Source organism: Mesorhizobium sp. P2_C4 (assembly GCF_056404575.1).
Genome location: NZ_JBFUDT010000009.1, coordinates 135,955 through 154,195, shown reverse-complemented (window position 1 = coordinate 154,195; position 18,241 = coordinate 135,955). Strand labels below are relative to the sequence as shown.

The 18,241-nt window shown below is 64.2% G+C and carries 16 protein-coding genes; 5 read left to right on the top strand and 11 right to left on the bottom strand.

All coding sequences use genetic code 11. From position 1 onward, the window contains the following. Positions 1-85: 85 nt before the first annotated feature. Positions 86-1,108, top strand: coding sequence for a fatty acid desaturase (locus tag AC1DX6_RS26955; protein ID WP_477318992.1), 1,023 nt, complete (start codon positions 86-88; stop codon positions 1,106-1,108). 73 nt (positions 1,109-1,181) lie between these two features. Further along, positions 1,182-2,132: a phosphoribosylaminoimidazolesuccinocarboxamide synthase gene (locus AC1DX6_RS26950; RefSeq protein ID WP_477318990.1), complete on the top strand. Its 951-nt coding sequence runs from the start codon at positions 1,182-1,184 to the stop codon at positions 2,130-2,132. A 63-nt stretch (positions 2,133-2,195) separates the two neighbouring features. On the opposite strand, the gene AC1DX6_RS26945 is transcribed toward AC1DX6_RS26950, so the two are convergent. From AC1DX6_RS26945 to cysG, 7 genes are all read right to left on the bottom strand, one after another. Further along, the gene (locus AC1DX6_RS26945) at positions 2,196-2,813 is read right to left on the bottom strand and encodes a DJ-1/PfpI family protein (RefSeq protein ID WP_477318988.1); all 618 of its coding nucleotides are present in this window, start codon (positions 2,811-2,813) and stop codon (positions 2,196-2,198) included. A gap of 188 nt (positions 2,814-3,001) precedes the next feature. Next, on the bottom strand, positions 3,002-4,606 hold the full coding sequence (locus AC1DX6_RS26940) for a GMC family oxidoreductase (protein WP_477318986.1): 1,605 nt from the start codon (positions 4,604-4,606) through the stop codon (positions 3,002-3,004). A 94-nt stretch (positions 4,607-4,700) separates the two neighbouring features. Continuing rightward, positions 4,701-5,237 (bottom strand): DUF934 domain-containing protein, encoded by a 537-nt coding sequence (locus AC1DX6_RS26935; RefSeq protein ID WP_477318984.1) that lies wholly within the window; start codon positions 5,235-5,237, stop codon positions 4,701-4,703. Positions 5,238-5,247: 10 nt separating this feature from the next. Then, positions 5,248-6,012, bottom strand: a complete 765-nt coding sequence (locus AC1DX6_RS26930; RefSeq protein ID WP_477318982.1) for a phosphoadenylyl-sulfate reductase — start codon at positions 6,010-6,012, stop codon at positions 5,248-5,250. Next, the gene (locus AC1DX6_RS26925; protein ID WP_477318980.1) at positions 5,987-7,657 is read right to left on the bottom strand and encodes a nitrite/sulfite reductase; all 1,671 of its coding nucleotides are present in this window, start codon (positions 7,655-7,657) and stop codon (positions 5,987-5,989) included. The genes AC1DX6_RS26930 and AC1DX6_RS26925 overlap by 26 nt, the downstream gene beginning before the upstream one ends. A 44-nt stretch (positions 7,658-7,701) precedes the next feature. Further along, positions 7,702-8,007 (bottom strand): DUF2849 domain-containing protein, encoded by a 306-nt coding sequence (locus AC1DX6_RS26920; protein ID WP_477318978.1) that lies wholly within the window; start codon positions 8,005-8,007, stop codon positions 7,702-7,704. Further along, positions 8,004-9,455, bottom strand: a complete 1,452-nt coding sequence (cysG, locus tag AC1DX6_RS26915; protein ID WP_477318976.1) for a siroheme synthase CysG — start codon at positions 9,453-9,455, stop codon at positions 8,004-8,006. Before cysG ends, AC1DX6_RS26920 begins: the two co-directional genes overlap by 4 nt. A 416-nt stretch (positions 9,456-9,871) precedes the next feature. Between cysG and AC1DX6_RS26910 the strand changes: the two genes are divergently transcribed. Together AC1DX6_RS26910 and ybaL are read left to right on the top strand one after the other, a co-directional pair. Beyond that, positions 9,872-10,321, top strand: coding sequence for a baeRF12 domain-containing protein (locus AC1DX6_RS26910; protein ID WP_477318974.1), 450 nt, complete (start codon positions 9,872-9,874; stop codon positions 10,319-10,321). Between the two features lie 182 nt (positions 10,322-10,503). Further along, complete coding sequence (gene ybaL, locus AC1DX6_RS26905) at positions 10,504-12,279, top strand: YbaL family putative K(+) efflux transporter (protein WP_477318972.1); 1,776 nt, start codon at positions 10,504-10,506, stop codon at positions 12,277-12,279. Positions 12,280-12,310: 31 nt separating this feature from the next. On the opposite strand, the gene AC1DX6_RS26900 is transcribed toward ybaL, so the two are convergent. Further along, entirely contained in the window at positions 12,311-13,120 is an 810-nt protein-coding gene (locus tag AC1DX6_RS26900; protein ID WP_477318970.1) for an AraC family transcriptional regulator, read from the bottom strand. A 104-nt stretch (positions 13,121-13,224) separates the two neighbouring features. Here AC1DX6_RS26900 and AC1DX6_RS26895 point away from each other — a divergent pair, with 104 nt between their 5' ends. Continuing rightward, positions 13,225-14,145 carry a zinc-binding dehydrogenase gene (locus AC1DX6_RS26895; RefSeq protein ID WP_477318968.1) on the top strand — a complete coding sequence of 307 codons (921 nt, stop codon included), beginning with the start codon at positions 13,225-13,227 and terminating at the stop codon, positions 14,143-14,145. A gap of 26 nt (positions 14,146-14,171) precedes the next feature. Here AC1DX6_RS26895 and AC1DX6_RS26890 read toward each other — a convergent pair whose 3' ends face one another. The 3 genes from AC1DX6_RS26890 to AC1DX6_RS26880 all read right to left on the bottom strand — a co-directional run bounded on the left by AC1DX6_RS26890 (position 14,172) and on the right by AC1DX6_RS26880 (position 18,232). Beyond that, the gene (locus AC1DX6_RS26890) at positions 14,172-14,924 is read right to left on the bottom strand and encodes an SDR family NAD(P)-dependent oxidoreductase (protein ID WP_477305150.1); all 753 of its coding nucleotides are present in this window, start codon (positions 14,922-14,924) and stop codon (positions 14,172-14,174) included. Between the two features lie 56 nt (positions 14,925-14,980). Then, complete coding sequence (locus AC1DX6_RS26885; protein WP_477318966.1) at positions 14,981-17,260, bottom strand: transglycosylase domain-containing protein; 2,280 nt, start codon at positions 17,258-17,260, stop codon at positions 14,981-14,983. 99 nt (positions 17,261-17,359) lie between these two features. Beyond that, positions 17,360-18,232, bottom strand: a complete 873-nt coding sequence (locus tag AC1DX6_RS26880; RefSeq protein WP_477318964.1) for a hypothetical protein — start codon at positions 18,230-18,232, stop codon at positions 17,360-17,362. Positions 18,233-18,241: the final 9 nt, after the last annotated feature.

Sequence of the window (18,241 nt, the reverse complement as noted above, 5' to 3'; positions counted from 1 at the left end):
GGGCTCGCATCGCGCGACAATTACGCACAGTTATTTGGCGTGATCCGCGCCTTGCGGCAGCGGCGGGCTCCGTCTATGCTTCCTGATGAACATGATTTCCCCCGAGGCCGCCGCCAACAGCAGGCGCGCCTGGTTAAAGATTCTGGCGCGCTACAAGAAGCCTGACAGGCGGCGCAGCACCGTCGAACTTGCCATCACCCTCATCCCTTTCGTCACCTTATGGGCGCTCTCTTCGGCCGCCTATTCCTATGGCCATTGGTGGGGTTTGATCCTCATCCTCCCGGCGGCCGGCTTTCTGGTGCGGATCTTCATGATCCAGCACGATTGCGGCCACGGCTCCTTCTTCGCCAATCGCTATGCCGACGACTGGATCGGCCGCGCCCTCGGCGTGCTGACGCTGACGCCCTATGATTGCTGGCGCCGCGCCCACGCCACCCATCACGCCAGCGCCGGCAATCTCGACGAGCGCGGCATGGGCGACATCAAGACGCTGACCGTCGCCGAGTACCGGCAAATGTCGTGGCGGGGCCGTCTTGGCTATCGTCTCTATCGCCATCCGCTGGTCATGTTCGGTCTCGGGCCGATATGGCTTTTCATTTTTGAGCAGCGGCTGCCGGTCGGCATGATGCGGGGCGGGCTGACGCCCTGGGTGTCGTCCATGGCCACCAATCTCGCCATCGCGCTGGCTGCCGCGATCCTGATCTGGTTCGTCGGCCCCGGCGCCTTCCTGGTCGTCCATCTGCCTATCGTCATCCTCGCCGGTTCGGCCGGCGTCTGGCTGTTCTATGTCCAGCACCAGTTCGAGGAGACGGAGTGGGCGAAGGATTCCGAATGGGAATTCCAGCATGCGGCGCTGCATGGATCGTCCTACTACGACCTGCCGCCGGTGCTGAACTGGTTCACCGGCAACATCGGCGTCCACCACGTCCACCACCTCTCCGCCAAGGTGCCGTGCTACCGGCTCCCGGAAGTGCTGCGCGATTATCCGGAACTGCGCGACATCGGCCGCGTCACACTTCTCGACAGCCTGCGTTGCGTCAAGCTGGCGCTGTGGGACGAGAACCGCCGCAAGCTGGTGTCATTCCGCGAAGCGCGGATGGCGATTTAGCTCTAATCGACATGTTTGGATCGGGCGCAACGCGAGCCGGATTTAGTAACCCACCGACAAACGATATCCTTCCATGAGCGATCTCCGCGTTCTCACTGACGCCTTCATTCCCGAACTGCCGAACCGCTACAACGGCAAGGTGCGGGACAATTACGACCTGCCGGACTGGCGACGCATCATCATCGCCACCGACCGCATCAGCGCCTTCGACACCATCCTGACCTCGATCCCGTTCAAGGGAGAGATCCTGACGCAGATTGCCCGCTACTGGTTCGAAGAGACCGCCGATATCTGCCCGAACCATGTGCTTGAATATCCCGACCCGAACGTTGTCGTGGGTGTCAGGCTCGAAATCCTGCCGGTCGAAATCGTCGTGCGCGGCTATCTCGCGGGAACCACCAGCACGTCGATTCTGACCAAATACAAGAATGGCGAGCGGCACATGTATGGCACCGTGCTGCCGGACGGGTTGCGCGCCCATGAAAAGCTGCGCCAAGCCATCATCACCCCAACGAGCAAGGCTTTCGATGGCGGCCATGATGAGCCGCTGTCCGAAGCCGAAATAATCGAGCAAGGGCTCCTCACGCCGACGCAATGGCAGACGGTCTCAAGTTACGCCTTGCAACTGTTCGCGCGCGGCCAGGCGCGCGCTGCCGAACGGGGCCTGATCCTCGCCGACACGAAATACGAGTTCGGCACCGACAAGGACGGGACCATCGTGCTTGCCGACGAAATCCACACGCCCGACAGCAGCCGCTACTGGATCGCCAAGACCTACGAGCAGGCGCTCGAGAACGGCACGCGGCCGGACAGTTTCGACAAGGATTTCATCCGGTCCTGGGTCTCGGCCCGCTGCGATCCATACAAGGAGCCGATCCCGAGGATACCCGACGAGATCGTCAACCAGACCTCACGGGTCTATGTGCAGGCCTTTGAAGCGATCACCGGCAAGGAATTCGTGCCTGATCTCACCGGCGACACCGTGCTGGATCGCATCCGCGGCAATCTCAAGCGTTACTTCTGACCGATCCAATTTCCAGGCCGCCGCCGCACCCATGCGGCGCGGCGGCATTGGCAAAATCCGGGATCAGGCCGCCTTGCGCTCGTCGCGCAGGATCTCGCCATGGCGGATTTCGGTGCCCAGCACCTTCAGGCATTCGCGCATGAAGGCGGCCAGCCCAGGCCAGCCCTTGGCCGACACCAGATTGCCGTCGACATGAGCGCCGTTCGGCGCGACATCGATGTAGATGCCACCGGCCAGTGTGACCTCCGGCTCGCAATACTGCAGTGCTGCGACTTCGCGGCCGCGCACCACGCCATCGACCGCGATCAGGATCTGCACGCCGTGGCAGATGGTGAAGATCGGCTTGCCGGTTTCGTGGAAATGCCGCACCAGCGCCTGCACGCGCTTGTCGATGCGGATATATTCCGGCCCGCGCCCGCCAGCCGCATAGACGGCGTCATATTCGGCCGGTTTCACCTCGGAAAACGTCTTGTTGAGGATGTAATCGTGGCCGAGCTTTTCCGTATAGGTCTGGTGACCCTCGAAATCGTGCAACGACGTCTTGAGGATGTCGCCCGCCTTCTTGTCGGGGCAGACGACATGGACGGTGTGGCCAACGGCATGCATGGCCTGTTCGAAGACGAAAATCTCGTATTCCTCGCTGAAATCGCCAACGAGCATCAATATCTTCTTGCCTGCCATTCCCGTTCCTCCCCTTGGCTATTTATTTCGGGTCCCGAAATAATGGCCCTATCCTACGAGCAAGACGGCAAAAGGAAAAGCGTGAATCGCACAATTGGTCTGACCAGATCTTGTGTAGGCAGGGCGCGCCAGAATTATTTGCTGCCGACGAAAGCGGCATGATTGGTTTGACCGGGGACAGATGACGATCAGGCGGCCTTGATCATGTCCGCCGCCTTTTCGGCAATCATGATCGTCGGCGCATTGGTGTTGCCGCCGATCAGCGTCGGCATCACCGAGGCGTCGACGACACGCAGCCCTTTTAGCCCGTGCACCCTGAGCTGCGGATCGACCACCGCCATCGCATCGACGCCCATCTTGCAGGTGCCCACCGGGTGATAGATCGTGTCGGCACGCGCCTTTATGTGCGTCATCAATTCGGCATCGCTGGAGGCACCGGCGGTGTAGATTTCCTTGTGGCGATATTTTGCCAGCGCCGGCGCCTCCAATATGCCGCGCATCATCTTGACCCCCTTGAGCAAAAGGGCGGCATCGCGGTCGTCGGAGAGAAAGCGCGGGTCGATGCGGGGCGGCGCCAGCGGGTCTGGCGTCGACAGCCCGACCGCACCGCGCGAATGCGGCCTGAGCACGCAGACATGGCAGGAAAAGCCATAGCCCATATGCAGCTTGCGGCCGTGATCGTCGACGATGGCGATGCAGAAATGCAGCTGCAGGTCGGGCCGCTCGATCGCCGGATCGGATTTGAGGAAGGCGCCACCTTCCGCATAGGGCGTGGCGATCATGCCGCTGCCGTCCTTGCGCCAGCGCAGCATATGCCTGAGCAGACCAGGCGTGCCGCGCAGGCCGATGCCCATCAGGTCGGTCTCCCTCGACTTCCAAGCCAGGATGAAATCGAGATGGTCCTGCAGGTTCTGTCCGACCCCTGCCAGTTCGTGGACGAGCGGAATACCGTGCACCGCAAGTTCGGCCGCCGGACCGATGCCGGACAACAGCAAAAGCTGCGGCGATCCGAAGGCGCCGCCGCACAGGATGACCTCGCGCCTGGCTTGCGCCACGGCTTCGCTTTTGCCCGTGCGGTAGCGCACGCCGGTGGCGCGCTTGCCGTCAAGCACGATGCCGGTGGCATGCGCGCCGGTGATGACGGTCAGGTTCGGCCGGCTCATCGCCGGATGCAGGTAGGCGGCAGCGGCCGAGCAGCGCTCGCCGTTGCGGGCCTCGCCCCAGAACTGCGTGACCTGATAGAGCCCTGCCCCCTCCTGCTCCGGCCCGTTGAAATCATCGTTGAGGCGGATCTGGTTTTCGCCGCAGGCCTCGACAAAGGCCTTGGCGATCGGGCGCGGCTCCTGCTGCTCGGCCACCCGCAACGGCCCGTCGCCGCCATGCAGCGCGTCGGCGCCGCGCTGATTGCCTTCGGCGCGCCGGAAATAGGGCAGCACCTCGTCCCACGACCAGCCGTCGCAGCCGCGATCGGCCCATTCGTCGTAGTCGCCGCGATGGCCGCGCGTGTACAGCATGGCATTGATGGCGCTGGAGCCGCCGAGCGCCTTGCCGCGCGGCTGGTAGCCCTTGCGTCCGCCGAAGCCTTGCTGTGGCACCGTCTGGAAGGCCCAGTTGTTGATCTTCGGCCGTCCTGGCAACAGCGCAATCACGCCCGCCGGCGCGCGGATGAACAGATCCTTGCCGGCACCACCAGCTTCGATCAGGCAGACCGTTTTCGATGGATCCTCGGAGAGCCTTGCGGCCAGCGTGCAGCCGGCCGAGCCGCCACCGGCGATGACGTAGTCGTAACGCATGGTCTCCTCCCGGCTTCCGGCGGATATTTCCGTCCGGACAGTCAGAGAAGGCCTGATGGGAGCTGTTGTAAAGGCGTACGGAATTACCGCTGCGTCAGCTCGCGCGTTCGCGCCGCCATGAGTACTTTGGCCCCTTGGGCTCCGGCTCGGCCGTCGGCTGATAATACAGCGGCAAGCCGCCGGTGCGGCCTTCCTCGAGCCGCTTCAAAAGCACGGGATGCGACACCTCGAACTCGTCGAAGCCGAGCCGCAGCATGTGCGGCAGCTGATCGACGAGAACCTGGCCGGACGCGCGGACCGCGCCCTCGAAATGGTAGCGGCTGCGCAGCAACTCGCCCTTGGAGAAGGAGCGGCCATCGCTGAACGCCGGGAAGGCCAGCGCCACCAGCGACAGCTGGTCGAGCAGGTCTGCGATCTTTTCGAGCTGGTCGCCGGGCTGAAGCAGAACCCCGATGCGCTCCTTGGCCGACCGGCGCACCTCCGGATCGAGGCCGAGAAACGCCTGCAGCGGCAGGATGAAGCGACCGTTGCCCGACAGCGCCTCGGCATTTTCGGCATGCGCCCACTCGTCCTCGCGGAAACCGGTCGGGGTCCAGAGGCGGGTGACGATCTCCGGTGTCTGTTCAGTCATCAAGAAATTCCTAAAGGGAGGCGTCGGTCAGCGACTTCTCCAGCCCCGACAAATGGATGCCGCACTCGGTCTTGGCATGACCCGCCCAGCGGCCGCTGCGCGCATCATCGCCCGGCTGCACCGGCTGCGTGCACGGGAAGCAGCCGATCGACAGATAGCCATAGGCGACCAGCGGATTTTCGCGCAGCGCATGCGCGCGCATGTAGTCGGCCTGGTCGGACGTCGTCCAGCGCGCCAGCGGGTTGATGCGGATGCGCGAACCGACCGCTTCGAAGATCGGCAGCGATGCCCGCGTCGCCGCCTGGAAGCGCTTGCGGCCGGTGAACCAGGCGCGGAATGGCTCAACGCCGCGCGCCAGCGGCTCGACCTTGCGCACATCGCAGCAGGCGTCGGTGTCGGTTTGGTTCAGATTGCCGGTCGGGTCGATACGCGAAAGCGCCGCCTCGTCGGGGGTGATCACGCGGATGTCGGTCAGCCCGAAATCGGCGACAAGCGCATCGCGATAGCCGAGCGTCTCCTCGAAATGCTTGCCGGTGTCGAGGAAGATCACCGGCAGCGTGCGGTCGATCTCGGAGATCATGTGCAGCAGCACGGCTGAATCGGCGCCGAACGATGAAACGGCGGCGATCTCGCCATGAAAAAGCTCTCTGGCCGAGCGCTCGATGATCTCGAGCGGCGTCAGATGACCATAGAGCGCGTCGAGCCCCGCTGCCTGCGCAGCGATGCCGGCCTCAACGTCGACGATACGGTCAAGCGGCCTTGGTTTCGCCAGCATAGAGCGCCTCCTTGAACGGCGCGGGACCGACACGGCGGTAGGCGTCGATGAATTTTTCTGTGCGATCGAGCCGAAGGCCGAGATAGGTTTCGACGATCTGCTCGATGGCGTCGGTGATTTCTTCCGAACTGAAGCCGCGGCCGATGATCTCGCCGACCGAAGTATTCTCGTCAGCCGAGCCGCCAAGCGTCACCTGATAGAGCTCGGCGCCCTTCTTCTCGACGCCCAGAATACCGATGTGACCGACATGGTGATGGCCGCAGGCATTGATGCAGCCGGAAATCTTCAGCTTCAGTTCGCCGATGTCCCGCTGCCGCTCCAGCGAGGCGAAACGCAGCGAAATTTCCTGCGCGATCGGGATCGAGCGCGCCGTTGCCAGCGCGCAATAATCGAGGCCCGGGCACGAGATGATATCGGTGATCAGGTTGGAGTTGGCGGTCGCCAGCCCGATATCGACCAGCGCGTCATAGACCGCCTTGAGGTCGGCGCGCGCCACATGCGGCAGGATCAGATTCTGCTCATGGCTGACACGCAGCTCGTCGAAGGAATATTTTTCGGCGATGTCGGCGACCGCTTCCATCTGGCTGTCGGAGGCGTCACCCGGCGCTTCGCCGATGCCCTTGAGCGAGATGGTCACCGCCGCATAGTCGGGATGGCGGTGCGTCACCACGTTCTGGTCGAGCCATTCCGAAAAGCTTTTGGAATCGAGACGGGCCAGCCTGACCGACGCGTCGCCTTCCGGCCGGTCGCTCAGTGCCGGTGGCGCGAAATAGGCGTCGATGGCGCGGATGTCGGCTTCCGGCAGCCTCAATTCGGCGTCCTTCAGCTCCAGCCACTCGGCCTCGACCTGACGGGTGATTTCCTCGACGCCGGTCTCGTGGACCAGGATCTTGATGCGCGCCTTGTACTTGTTGTCGCGGCGGCCATAGAGGTTGTAAACGCGCAGGATCGCCGTGCAGTAGGACAGAAGGTCGGCCTCCGGCAGGAAGTCGCGGATCTTCTTGGCCACCATCGGCGTGCGACCCTGGCCACCGCCGACATAGACGGCAAAGCCGAGCTCGCCCTCGGCACTCTTCTTCAAATGCAGGCCGATATCATGCGTCTGGATGGCGGCGCGGTCGCGTTCCGCACCCGTCACCGCGATCTTGAACTTGCGCGGCAGGAACGAGAATTCCGGATGCACCGACGACCACTGCCGCAGTATCTCCGCATAGGGGCGCGGATCGGCGACCTCGTCGGCGGCAGCACCGGCGAAATGATCGGCGGTGACATTGCGGATGCAGTTGCCGCTGGTCTGGATGGCGTGCATTTCGACGCTGGCGAGATCGGCCAGGATCGCCGGAATGTCCGACAGCGCCGGCCAGTTGAACTGGATGTTCTGCCGCGTGGTGAAGTGGCCGTAGCCCTTGTCATATTTGCGGGCGATGTGGCCAAGCATGCGCAATTGCTTGCCGCTCAGCGTGCCGTAGGGCACCGCGATGCGCAGCATGTAGGCGTGCAGCTGCAGATAGACGCCGTTCATCAGCCGCAGCGGCCGGAACTGGTCCTCGGTGATCTCGCCGGCAAGCCGGCGCGTCACCTGGTCGCTGAACTCGGCGACGCGGGCCTGGACAAAATCGTGGTCGAACTCATCGTAACGGTACATGCTTCGTCTTTCCGGGCGCGTCCGCCCGCTTCATCACTATCGTTTTATGCTGCCCGGACGGCTTCCGGACGGGCCTGCTTGCCAAGGTCGTTGCGGTTGGTCGGGCCGGCGGCGCGGATCTTTTCACGCAGCCGTACCGCCTCGACGATGCCGTCGGCGACGGTCACGTCGATCAGATTGACGTCGACCACTTCATTGTTGGCATAGGCCGCAGCACCGATCGCTTCCAGCCGGTCCTCGGCCGCCTTGTCATGGGCGAGATCGGCACTGTCGATCGTCTCCGCCCAGCCGCCATTGGCGTACCAGACGGCAATGCCGTCGGTGAGGCGGTTTGCGGTCAAAACCTTCATTGTTCAACTCCTTCGCGCGGCACGGCATCCGCGCGCTCATGCCTGTGTGCCGCGAGCGGCTCGGAACGTTCAAAGTTAGCGCCGGCGACCGCATCGCCGATGATGGTCATTACCGGTCCGGTCAGGTCGGCGCGCGCCTCCAACGACGGCAGGTCGGCGAGCGTGCCGTGGAAGCGGCGGCGATTTTGCAGGCTGGCATTCTCGACCACGGCGACCGCCGTATCCGGCGACAGGCCGGCTTCGATCAGCCGTTCCGCTACCTCGGCCGCGACCGAGCGGCCCATATAGACGGCGACGGTAGCACCCGAGATGGCAAGCTTGGCCCAGTCGGGCAGCGAATTGCCCTTGAGGTCGTGGCCGGTGGTGAACACCATCGACGACGACACGCCGCGCAGCGTCAGCGGCAGTTCGAAATCGGCGGCGGCGGCGAAGGCCGCGGTGACGCCGGGGACCACATCGTAGGCAATGCCGGCATCGCGCAATGCCGCCATTTCCTCGCCGGCGCGGCCGAACACCAGCGGATCGCCCGACTTCAGGCGCACGACGCGCTTGCCGTCGCGGCCGAGTTCGACCAGCAGCGCATTGATCTCGGCCTGGCTCTTGGAATGGCAACCCTTGCGCTTGCCGACAGGCAGGCGCTCGGCGTCGCGGCGGCCCATGGCGACGATCGCCTCCGGCACCAGCGCGTCATAGACGATGACGTCGGCTTCCATCAGCAGGCGGTGGGCGCGCAGCGTCAACAGATCCTCGGCCCCGGGACCGGCGCCAACCAGAGCGATGTGGCCCGATACAGGCGCGTTCGAAAGCAACAGGTTGACGGCGGCATCATGCGCCTGCGAAAGCTCTCCGGCCTCCACTGCACGCGCTGGCGCGCCAGCGAAAAAATCGCTCCAGAAGCGGCGGCGGGCATTGCCTCTCGGCAGCAGCTTTTCGGCGGCACCGCGGAACGAGGCGGCCAGCGTTGCCAGCGGCCCGAGCGTGGGCGACAGCATCTGGTCGATGCGGCTGCGCAGCATCTGCGCCAGCACCGGGCCTGCACCTTCGGTACCAATGGCAATCGCAACCGGTGCGCGGTTGACCAATGCCGGGGTGAAGAAATCGCAAAGCTCCGGCCGGTCGACGGCATTGACCGGGATACCCAGCCGGCGTGCGTCTTCGGCGACGCGGCGGTCGAGCCCCTCATCGCCGCTGGCGGCGAACACCATGACCGCGCCTTCGAGATGCTCGGCATCGTAGGCGGCGGCAATGTGGATCGCGCCGCTGTGTGCGATCAAGGTCAGCAGCTCCGGCTCGGCGTTTTCCGCGATGATGCGCAGCACCGCGCTCGACTGGCCGAGCAGCCGCGCCTTGGCCAGCGCCTCCTCGCCGCCGCCGACAATGGCCACGGCTTCGCCTTCGACCCGCACGAAGACGGGGAAGGCATTGAGCTTGGACGTTTCCTGCGGCATGACGAGCAGATTCCTGAACAGTTTGGCAGTTTTACGCGCGGGCGTGAAAAACCAGAAGGAACGCACTCGCGCATCGCTTCGCGGGAAGCAATCGCTTTTCTGCAAGCGTCACAGCCAAGAGAAAAATATTCCACATCCGCGCAGGGGGCGGATTCAAGCTGCTGTTGCAGGCCTTGTTCTGCGGTGCTTCTAGGGGCAAACGAGCCTTGTCACAAAACAGATTTTTCTAAATTCTACCAATTTGGTAGATTAAAGCCGCCGGCTTTGCCGCTGCCCACGGAAGCAGTCCAATCGCTCTGAGAAGGGCTGCTGCTCCTTCAGCCGGGCCAGTGGAACATTCCCGCTTCGCCACGCGTTGGGCCTTACCGCAACAAATAATCTTCGGCGGCATTTGAACCTTCGACAAGGAGCGCGCGATGAGCAAAATCAACCTGAAACATGGCCTCTGGGTCATGGTGGCCGATGGCGAAAAAGCGCTGTTCCTCAAGAACGAGGGCGATGGCCTCTATCCGAACCTGCGGCTCGTGCAGGAGATGAAGCAAGACAATCCGGTGACACGAGAGGAAGGCAGTGACAGCCCCGTCAGCCACAATGATGGCCCTTCGGCGCAGCGCCGCGCCGGCGAGGACACCGACTGGCAGCGACTTGGCAAGGAACGCTTCGCCGACGAAATCGCCGACCGGCTCTACAAGCTCGCCCACCACGGCATCTTCGACGAGATCGTCTTGATCGCGCCGCCCCTGATGCTCGGCAGCATGCGCAAGAAGCTGCACAAGGAAGTCAGCGACAAGGTGCAGGCCGAAATTTCCAAGACATTGACCAACCATGCCGTGATCGACATCGAGACCATGCTGCAAGCGGCTTGACGATCCGGCACTCACCGTTCGGCGCGTGCAGCGATTGTGCTGCGCGCCTTTCGTTTTCAGCGCTGTTTGCCACCAAATTCGGCCCTGCGGGTTGCGTCGCCGACACCCTCTCCCCCATAAAGGCAGCGGCCTCGCGCGGTGCACATCCGACATCACGATCTCTGAAAGGCGCTCCATAAACAATGCCGCATGACACGCCCCTCATCGCCACCATCGTTGCCGGTCTGGGGCTGGCTTTCATCTTCGGCGCACTTGCCAACCGTTTCCGCATCCCGCCGCTGGTCGGCTATCTCGTCGCCGGCGTGCTGGTCGGGCCGAACACGCCCGGCTTCGTCGCCGATGCCGGCCTCGCCAACGAACTGGCCGAGATCGGCGTCATCCTTCTGATGTTCGGCGTCGGCCTGCATTTTTCGCTGAAGGACCTGCTCTCCGTCCGCGCCATCGCCGTGCCCGGCGCCATCGTGCAGATCGGTTTTGCCACCGCACTCGGCGCTGGCCTCGCCTGGCTGCTCGGCTGGTCGATGGGCGCCGGGCTGGTCTTCGGCCTAGCGCTGTCCGTCGCATCGACCGTGGTGCTGCTGCGCGCCTTGCAGGAACGGCGGCTGATCGAGACCGAACGCGGCCGCATCGCCGTCGGCTGGCTGATCGTCGAGGACCTGGCCATGGTGCTGGCGCTGGTGCTTTTGCCGGCACTGGCCGGTGTACTCGGTGGCCAGCCGCAAGTAGATGACCATGCGAGCCTCTTCTCGCTGCCTGCCAGCTTCGGCATATGGGGCGTCGTCGGCATCACGCTGGCCAAGGTTGCTGCTTTCGTCGTCGTCATGCTGGTGGTCGGCCGCCGGGTCATTCCATGGATCCTGCACTATGTCGCCCATACCGGGTCGCGCGAACTGTTTCGGCTGGCGGTGCTGGCCATCGCGCTCGGCGTCGCCTTCGGTGCGGCCAAACTGTTCGGCGTCTCGCTGGCGCTTGGCGCCTTCTTTGCCGGCATGATCATGAGCGAATCCGAGCTCAGCCACCGCGCCGCCGAGGAATCGCTGCCGCTGCGCGACGCCTTTTCCGTGCTGTTCTTCGTCTCGGTCGGCATGCTGTTCGATCCGTTCAGCCTGATGAGCAATGGCTGGCCGATCCTGGCGACGCTGGCCATCATCGTCATCGGCAAGTCGCTGGCGGCCTTCGTCATCGTCATCGCCTTCCGCTATCCGCTCGCCACGGCGCTGATGATTTCGGCCAGCCTTGCCCAGATCGGCGAATTCTCCTTCATCCTGGCCGAGCTCGGCGTCGGGCTGAAGCTGCTGCCTGAACAAGGCCGCGACCTGATCCTGGCCGGCGCCATCCTGTCGATCCTGCTCAATCCGCTGATGTTCCTCGCCCTCGACTGGATGAAGCCATGGCTTGACGCGCGTAGCGCCAGGACAACAGCTCCGGAAGAGGCCGGGCCGCTCGGTCCGGCAACCGAGCCGGGCCAGTTGGCTTCGGTTGCGGCAGCGGTCAACGAGGACGCGCCGTCCAAAACAAAACTCACCGGCCACGCCATCCTCATCGGCTATGGCCGTGTCGGCAGCCTGGTTGGTGCCGCTCTGAAACAGGCCGCCCTGCCCTTCCTCGTCGTCGAGGATGCCGACAAGACGTTGGCCAGGCTCAGGGCAGACGGCATCGAAACCGTGTCCGGCAATGCGGCCAATGCCGAAGTGTTCGCCGCCGCCAATCCCGAGGGCGCCAACCGGCTGATCCTGGCCATCCCCAACGCCTTCGAAGCCGGGCAGATCGTGCTCAGGGCACGGGCCGCCAACCCTGGGATCAACGTCATCGCCCGCGCCCATTCCGATGCCGAAGTCGAACATCTCAAGGGGCTCGGCGCCGACACGGTGATCATGGGCGAGCGCGAGATCGCCCGCGGCATTGTCGAGGAAATCCTTGGGCAAAAGCCGGAGGCGGCTGAGCCGTCCGCGGCCTGACTGCGCCCAAGTCTGTCGCAAGCGCGGTCGATCAAGCGACGAATGCCGAGCCGCCGTTCTGCGAGACGCTGTTGAGATACTTTGCCGGCGGCTTGCCAAGCGCCTTCTTGAACATGGTGATGAAGGCCGTGACGGAGCCGTAGCCGAGATCGCCCGAAACCTGCTGCACGCTCGCGCCTGAGGCCAGCTCCCGTATGGCGACGATCAAGTGCAGTTGCTGGCGCCAACGGCCGAAGCTCAACCCTGTTTCCTTCAGCACGAGACGGGCGAGACTGCTCTCGCTGAGCGCGACGCGACTGGCCCACTCCGCCAGTGTGCTGCGGTCGGCAGGGTCTTGCGCCAACGCGTCGGCGATCCGCCGCAAGCGCGGCTCGGCGGAGATCGGCAGATGCAGCTGCTGGACCGACATGCGCGGCAGTTCTGAGAGCAGGATACGGGTCAACAGCTCGTCCCTCGCCTCATCATCGTCCAGGCTATCGGACAGCTCGATGATCAGTTCGCGCAGCAGTGGCGAGATCGAAAGCGTGCAGCACCGGTCCGGCAGATCGGTGGCTCCAGGTTCGATGTAGACGAAGAATATACGGGCATTGGCGGTCGCGATATTGCTGTGCTCCATGCCGCCGGGAATCCACACGCCGCAATGCGGCGGCACCATCCACAAGCCACTGGGAACGCGACAAGTGACGCCGCCGCCTAGCGCGAAGACGAGTTGGCCTTTGCGGTGCCAATGGGCGGGTACCTCCGCTCTGGTCTCGGGGACGTCGACGCGCACGGCAATCGCAGGCGCGGAAAAGTCATCCACATCGAAATTGACCCAGGGATAGCGGAGCGGTTGTCTCATGGTTGACGACTTTTAGCGACTATTTGCCATGATAGCTAAATTCTTTGATCGGGGAAGCCGATAGGGTCCGGCGCATCCACGAACCGGCAGGAAGGTACGACCCCATGCTCGCCCTCGTCATCGCTTCCGATAGCGCCACCGGGCTGAGGCTCGCCGAGGTCGACGAACCCCAGCCGGTCGCGAACGAAGCGCTTGTTTCGGTCCACGCAACCTCGCTGAACCGCGGCGAGTTGCGCCTGCTCACCATACGTCCGAACGGCTGGATACCAGGCCAGGACATCGTTGGAATTGTCGACCGCGCGGCAGAAGATGGCTCCGGGCCAGCCGTCGGCGCCCGAGTTGTGGCTTTGGTCGATGAGGCCGGCTGGGCCGAACGTGTCGCCGTCTCGATCGACCGTCTCGCCGTCCTTCCGGATGAGGTCAGCTTCGGTTCCGCCGCCACGCTTCCTGTCGCTGGCACGACGGCGCTGAGGACTTTGCGCCATGGCGGTGACCTCGCGGGACAGCGCGTCCTGATCACCGGCGCAAGCGGCGCGGTCGGCCGTTTCCAGATCCAGATCGCCCGCAAGCAAGGCGCTTCGGTGACCGCGGTCGCCGCCGCCCGGCATGCCGAGGATCTCCGCGGCCTGGGAGCCGGGCAGGTCGTCGAGTCGATCGAGCGGGCTGAGGGGCCGTTCTCGCTGATTACCGAGTCGGTCGGCGGCGAAAGCCTCGCACACGCAATCGAACGTGTCGCACCCGGCGGGACCATCGTTATGTTCGGTTCGAGCAGTGGCGAACTCACGCCTGTTGGATTCCGCCAGTTCGTTCCCGGTCACGAGGGGGCGAGGCTTCAGACCTTCGCCTACTATACGTCCGGTCCAGCCATAGGGGCCGACATCGCCTCGCTACTCGCTTTGGTCGCGGCTGGCTGGCTGGAAACCCGCGTGGCCCTGACCGTGCCGTGGACGGACATCGCCGAAGCCCTGGACGCCCTGCGACAGCGCAGCTTCAGCGGCAAGGCTGTCCTCACCATAGCCGGCTGAGCTGCCTCCAGCCTGAAGTCAGCCGCTCACACGTGCTGGCCGCCATTGATGTGGATTTCCGAGCCCGTCACATAGGACGCCTGCTGCGAGCACAGGAAGAAGATGATGTCGGCGACTTCGGCCGTGGTGCCCAGCCGCCGCAGCGGTATGGTCTCGACGATCTTGTCGGTGCCCGGCGACAGGATCGCGGTGTCGATTTCGCCGGGCGCTATGGCGTTGACGCGGATGCCGTGCGGGCCGAAATCATGCGCCATTTCGCGCGTCAGCGAGCCGAGTGCGGCCTTCGAGGTCGCATAGGCCGTACCGGCGAAAGGATGCACGCGGGTACCGGCGATCGAGGTGACATTGACGATCGAGCCTTTCGCTGCGGCAAGCTCCTTGAAGAGGCCACGCGCGAGCATGATCGGCGCGAAGAAATTGACCTGGAACACGTCGCGCCAGACATGCATCGGCGTGTCGATCGAATTCATGCGGCTGTTGCCGTCCTTGAGCTTCGGCGAAATGCCGGCATTGTTGACCAGCGCGTGCAACTGGCCGCCATGCGCTTCCAGCCGATGGCGGATTTCCGAGACGGCGATGCCGACATCCTCCTGATCGGCGAGATCGACCTTGATATGGTCTTCCGGACCGGCCGGCCACGGACAATCCTCGGCAAAGGCCTGGCGCGAGCAGGTGATGACCCGCCAGCCCTCGCGCGAAAAGCGCTTGACCGTGGCATGGCCGATGCCGCGGCTGGCGCCGGTCAGCACGATGGTTTTTCTGGTGTCGGTCTCGGCCATGTCGCTGTCTCCAGCCGGACATGTAGCGGAAGGCGATTGCGGTGGCGAGGGGTCGCTTAGCCACCGCTGAGAATGTCGAGGATCGACGTCTGCCGTTTCTTGGTTGGGCCGCCGACATTGCCGGGCGGCACCGGGTGCTTGATCGAAGCGGTAGTGCCCTCGTCGCCCGGCATCGCCAGCCCATCGGCATCGACCGTTTCGGCCGGCCGCGGCGCGCGCGTCGGCGCAGGCGCCTGGGCGACCGGCACAGCCGCCCGTGGCGCCGGCGCGGATTGGCCGACGGACGCCGGCGGCACCGGTGCCGGCTGTGCTGGACCGGATGACGGCATTTCGTCCTGTACGATCGTATCGGCCGGCGTTGACTTCCAGGTTCCGGGCAATGGCCGCACCGGCACGCCCTCATGTGCTGCGACCATGAACTCATGCCAGGCCTGAGCCGGCAGCGCGCCGCCGGTGACCTTCTTCATCGGACTGCCGTCATCATTGCCGAACCACACGCCGGTGGTGAGATTGGCGGTGTAGCCGACAAACCAGGCGTCGCGCGAATTCTGGCTGGTGCCGGTCTTGCCGGCAGCCGGCCAGGCGAAAGCCGCCTTCTTCGCCGTGCCCGTCTCGACCGTGCCGGTCATCATCGAGTTCATCATGCCGACGATCTCCGTCTTGACGACGCGCGGTGCACTGCCGCCATTGTCGTCAAACAGCACCTTACCCTCGGTGGTCGTCACCCGACGGATGAAATGGATGTCCGGCTTGTAGCCGCCATTGGCGAAAGGCACATAGGCCGAGGTCAATTCCAGCGGCGTCACCTCGGAGGTGCCGAGCGCGATCGAGGTGTTGGCGATCAGGTCGGACTGGATGCCCATGCGGTGCGCCGCCTCGACCACCGCGTCGGGCCCGACTTCCATGGTCAGCTGTGCGGCGACCGAGTTCAGCGATTTCGCCAGTGCGGTCGCCAGCGTCACCTTGCCGAAATACTTGCCGCCGTAATTGTCCGGCGTCCATTTGCCGATCTTGATCGGCGCGTCATTGCGCACGCTATCGGGCGTGCGGCCGGCTTCCAGCGCCGCCATGTAGACGAAAGGCTTGAACGCCGAGCCTGGCTGGCGGCGGGCTTCCGAGGCGCGGTCGAACTGGCTGGTCGAATAATCATAGCCGCCGACCATGGCGCGCACCGCGCCGGAATTGTCGATCGACACCAGCGCGCCCTGGCTGACATTGAGTTTTTTGCCGCTCTCGTCGATCAGCCGGCGGATCGATTGTTCGGCGAGCTTCTGCAGGTTCAGGTCGACCGTGGTGTTGACGACGATGTCGCCGCGCACGGCGCCGATCAGGTCGGGCAGTTCTTCCATGATGGTGTCGGCGACGTAGTTTTCCGAACCGGTCCAGTAGGAGGGCGAGCGCGTCGCCGGCGCGCTCATCGCAAACGCCAGCTCCTTGGCGCTGATCTTGCCCTCGTCGCGCATGGCGGCGAGCACCAGCTGCGAGCGCTCCTCGGCCGCTTTCGGGTCTCGCGCCGGCGACAGCCGCGACGGCGCCTTCAACAGGCCGGCGAGAAGGGCTGCTTCCGAGAGCGTGACATCGCGCGCGCTCTTGCCGAAATAGCGGCGCGAGGCCGCTTCGACGCCATAGGCGCCCGAGCCGAAATAGACCCGGTTGAGGTACATTTCGAGGATCTGGTCCTTGGTATGCTTGTGCTCCAGCCACAGCGACAGCAGCACCTCCTGCACCTTGCGTTCGAGCGTGCGGTCCGGCGTCAGGAACAGGTTCTTGGCCAGCTGCTGGGTCAGCGTCGAGCCGCCCTGTGAGAAATGGCCGCCGAGAACATTGGTCACCATGGCGCGCGAAAGACCGATCGGGTCGATGCCGAAATGCGAATAGAAGCGGCGGTCCTCGATGGCGATGACGGCTTCGGGGATGTAGGGCGACATTTCGTGCAGGCCGACAGCCTCGCCGCCGCTCATGCCGCGATTGGCCAGCAATTGGCCGTCGACGGAAACGATCTTGATGTTGGGGGCGCGGTCAGGGATCGACCAGGTGGTGGCCGCCGGCATTTTGGCGCCGTAATAGACGACGATGCCGGCCACAGCGATGCCGCCCCAGATGGCCATCACGAAGCACCAGTAGAACAACCGGGCAAGCACCCCGAACAGGCCGCGCCGGCTTCGGCCGCGACCCCGGCGCGACGATTTCGCCTTGGCGGATTTACGTCCTGCAGAGGATTTGCGGCTGCTCGGCACGACGCGATCCTCCTCGCTCACCGAAAAACCGGCCGGGGATTTCGCCCGTGGCGTTCCCTCGAAGCTGGGTTCGATGCGGCTGTCTTTGCGGTTCGCCATGCGCTGCGCTGTCTGTCCCGATGACTATGGCGTTCGGGTTGAAGAGTAGATGCGGCAGTTTAAAGGCGCGTTAAGTTGGCTCAGCCTGGCCAAACAGGGTCAGATCGGCGCGAACGCCACATCCGGCGCATCGGCGCCAGCCGCTTGCCGCAGCAAGGCGCCGAGTGGTTCGCGCCGGTCGACCTGCGGCTGCTTCCACTGCGAAGCGTTGCCGACATGCAGCCAGCCGTCGATCTCCTTGAAGAAGCCGTCATAGAGGCTGCGGCCGGCTCCGAAGCGGTGCCATTTCTTTTCGGCGAACCGGATCTGGCGCGGATCGGCCGAGCGGTAAAGTCGCGGCCAGTTGCCGCCGCCGGCATCCATGTGGAATTTGCCGCTCGGCGCAAAATCCAGGCGCCGCCGCAGCACACTTCCGTCATAGAAACAGAAACCCGGCCACAGGAACCAGCCGCCCGGTGTCGGCGTATCGCGGCGCGGATAGCCGTAGAGAATTTTGCCCTGCATCCGCTCGCGAATGGAAAACGTCTCGGTGGGAAAGATATCGTGGTCGATGAAGCCGAACCGCAGCGGCCGGACCTTTCTGACGAAATTGCGGATGATCCAGTTCAGCGCGAGACCATGAGAGGCGCTGACATACAGTTTGTTTCTGGGCAGGCCGACATAGGGGACACGCTGTCGCTGGCATAGATCGGCGATGGCCAGCCTGGCCTCGTCATTGCTGCTGTTGTCGAAGACGATATAACCGTCGTGCTCGGCCAGGTGCCGGCGCACCAGATAGATCTGCCATTCGATCACGTCTGGCCGGTTGAACGCCACCGTGGCGACCATGGTATCCGAGAACGCCGCCTGCCGGACATGCAATGCGCTTGACGCCGGCGGCTTTCTTAGGAATCGAAACACCCGCAGCCGGTCGCGAATGCCGGTGGTGAACTTGGGCTGAGGGTTGAACCTCAGCCAATCCTCGACGGACATCTTGATCTC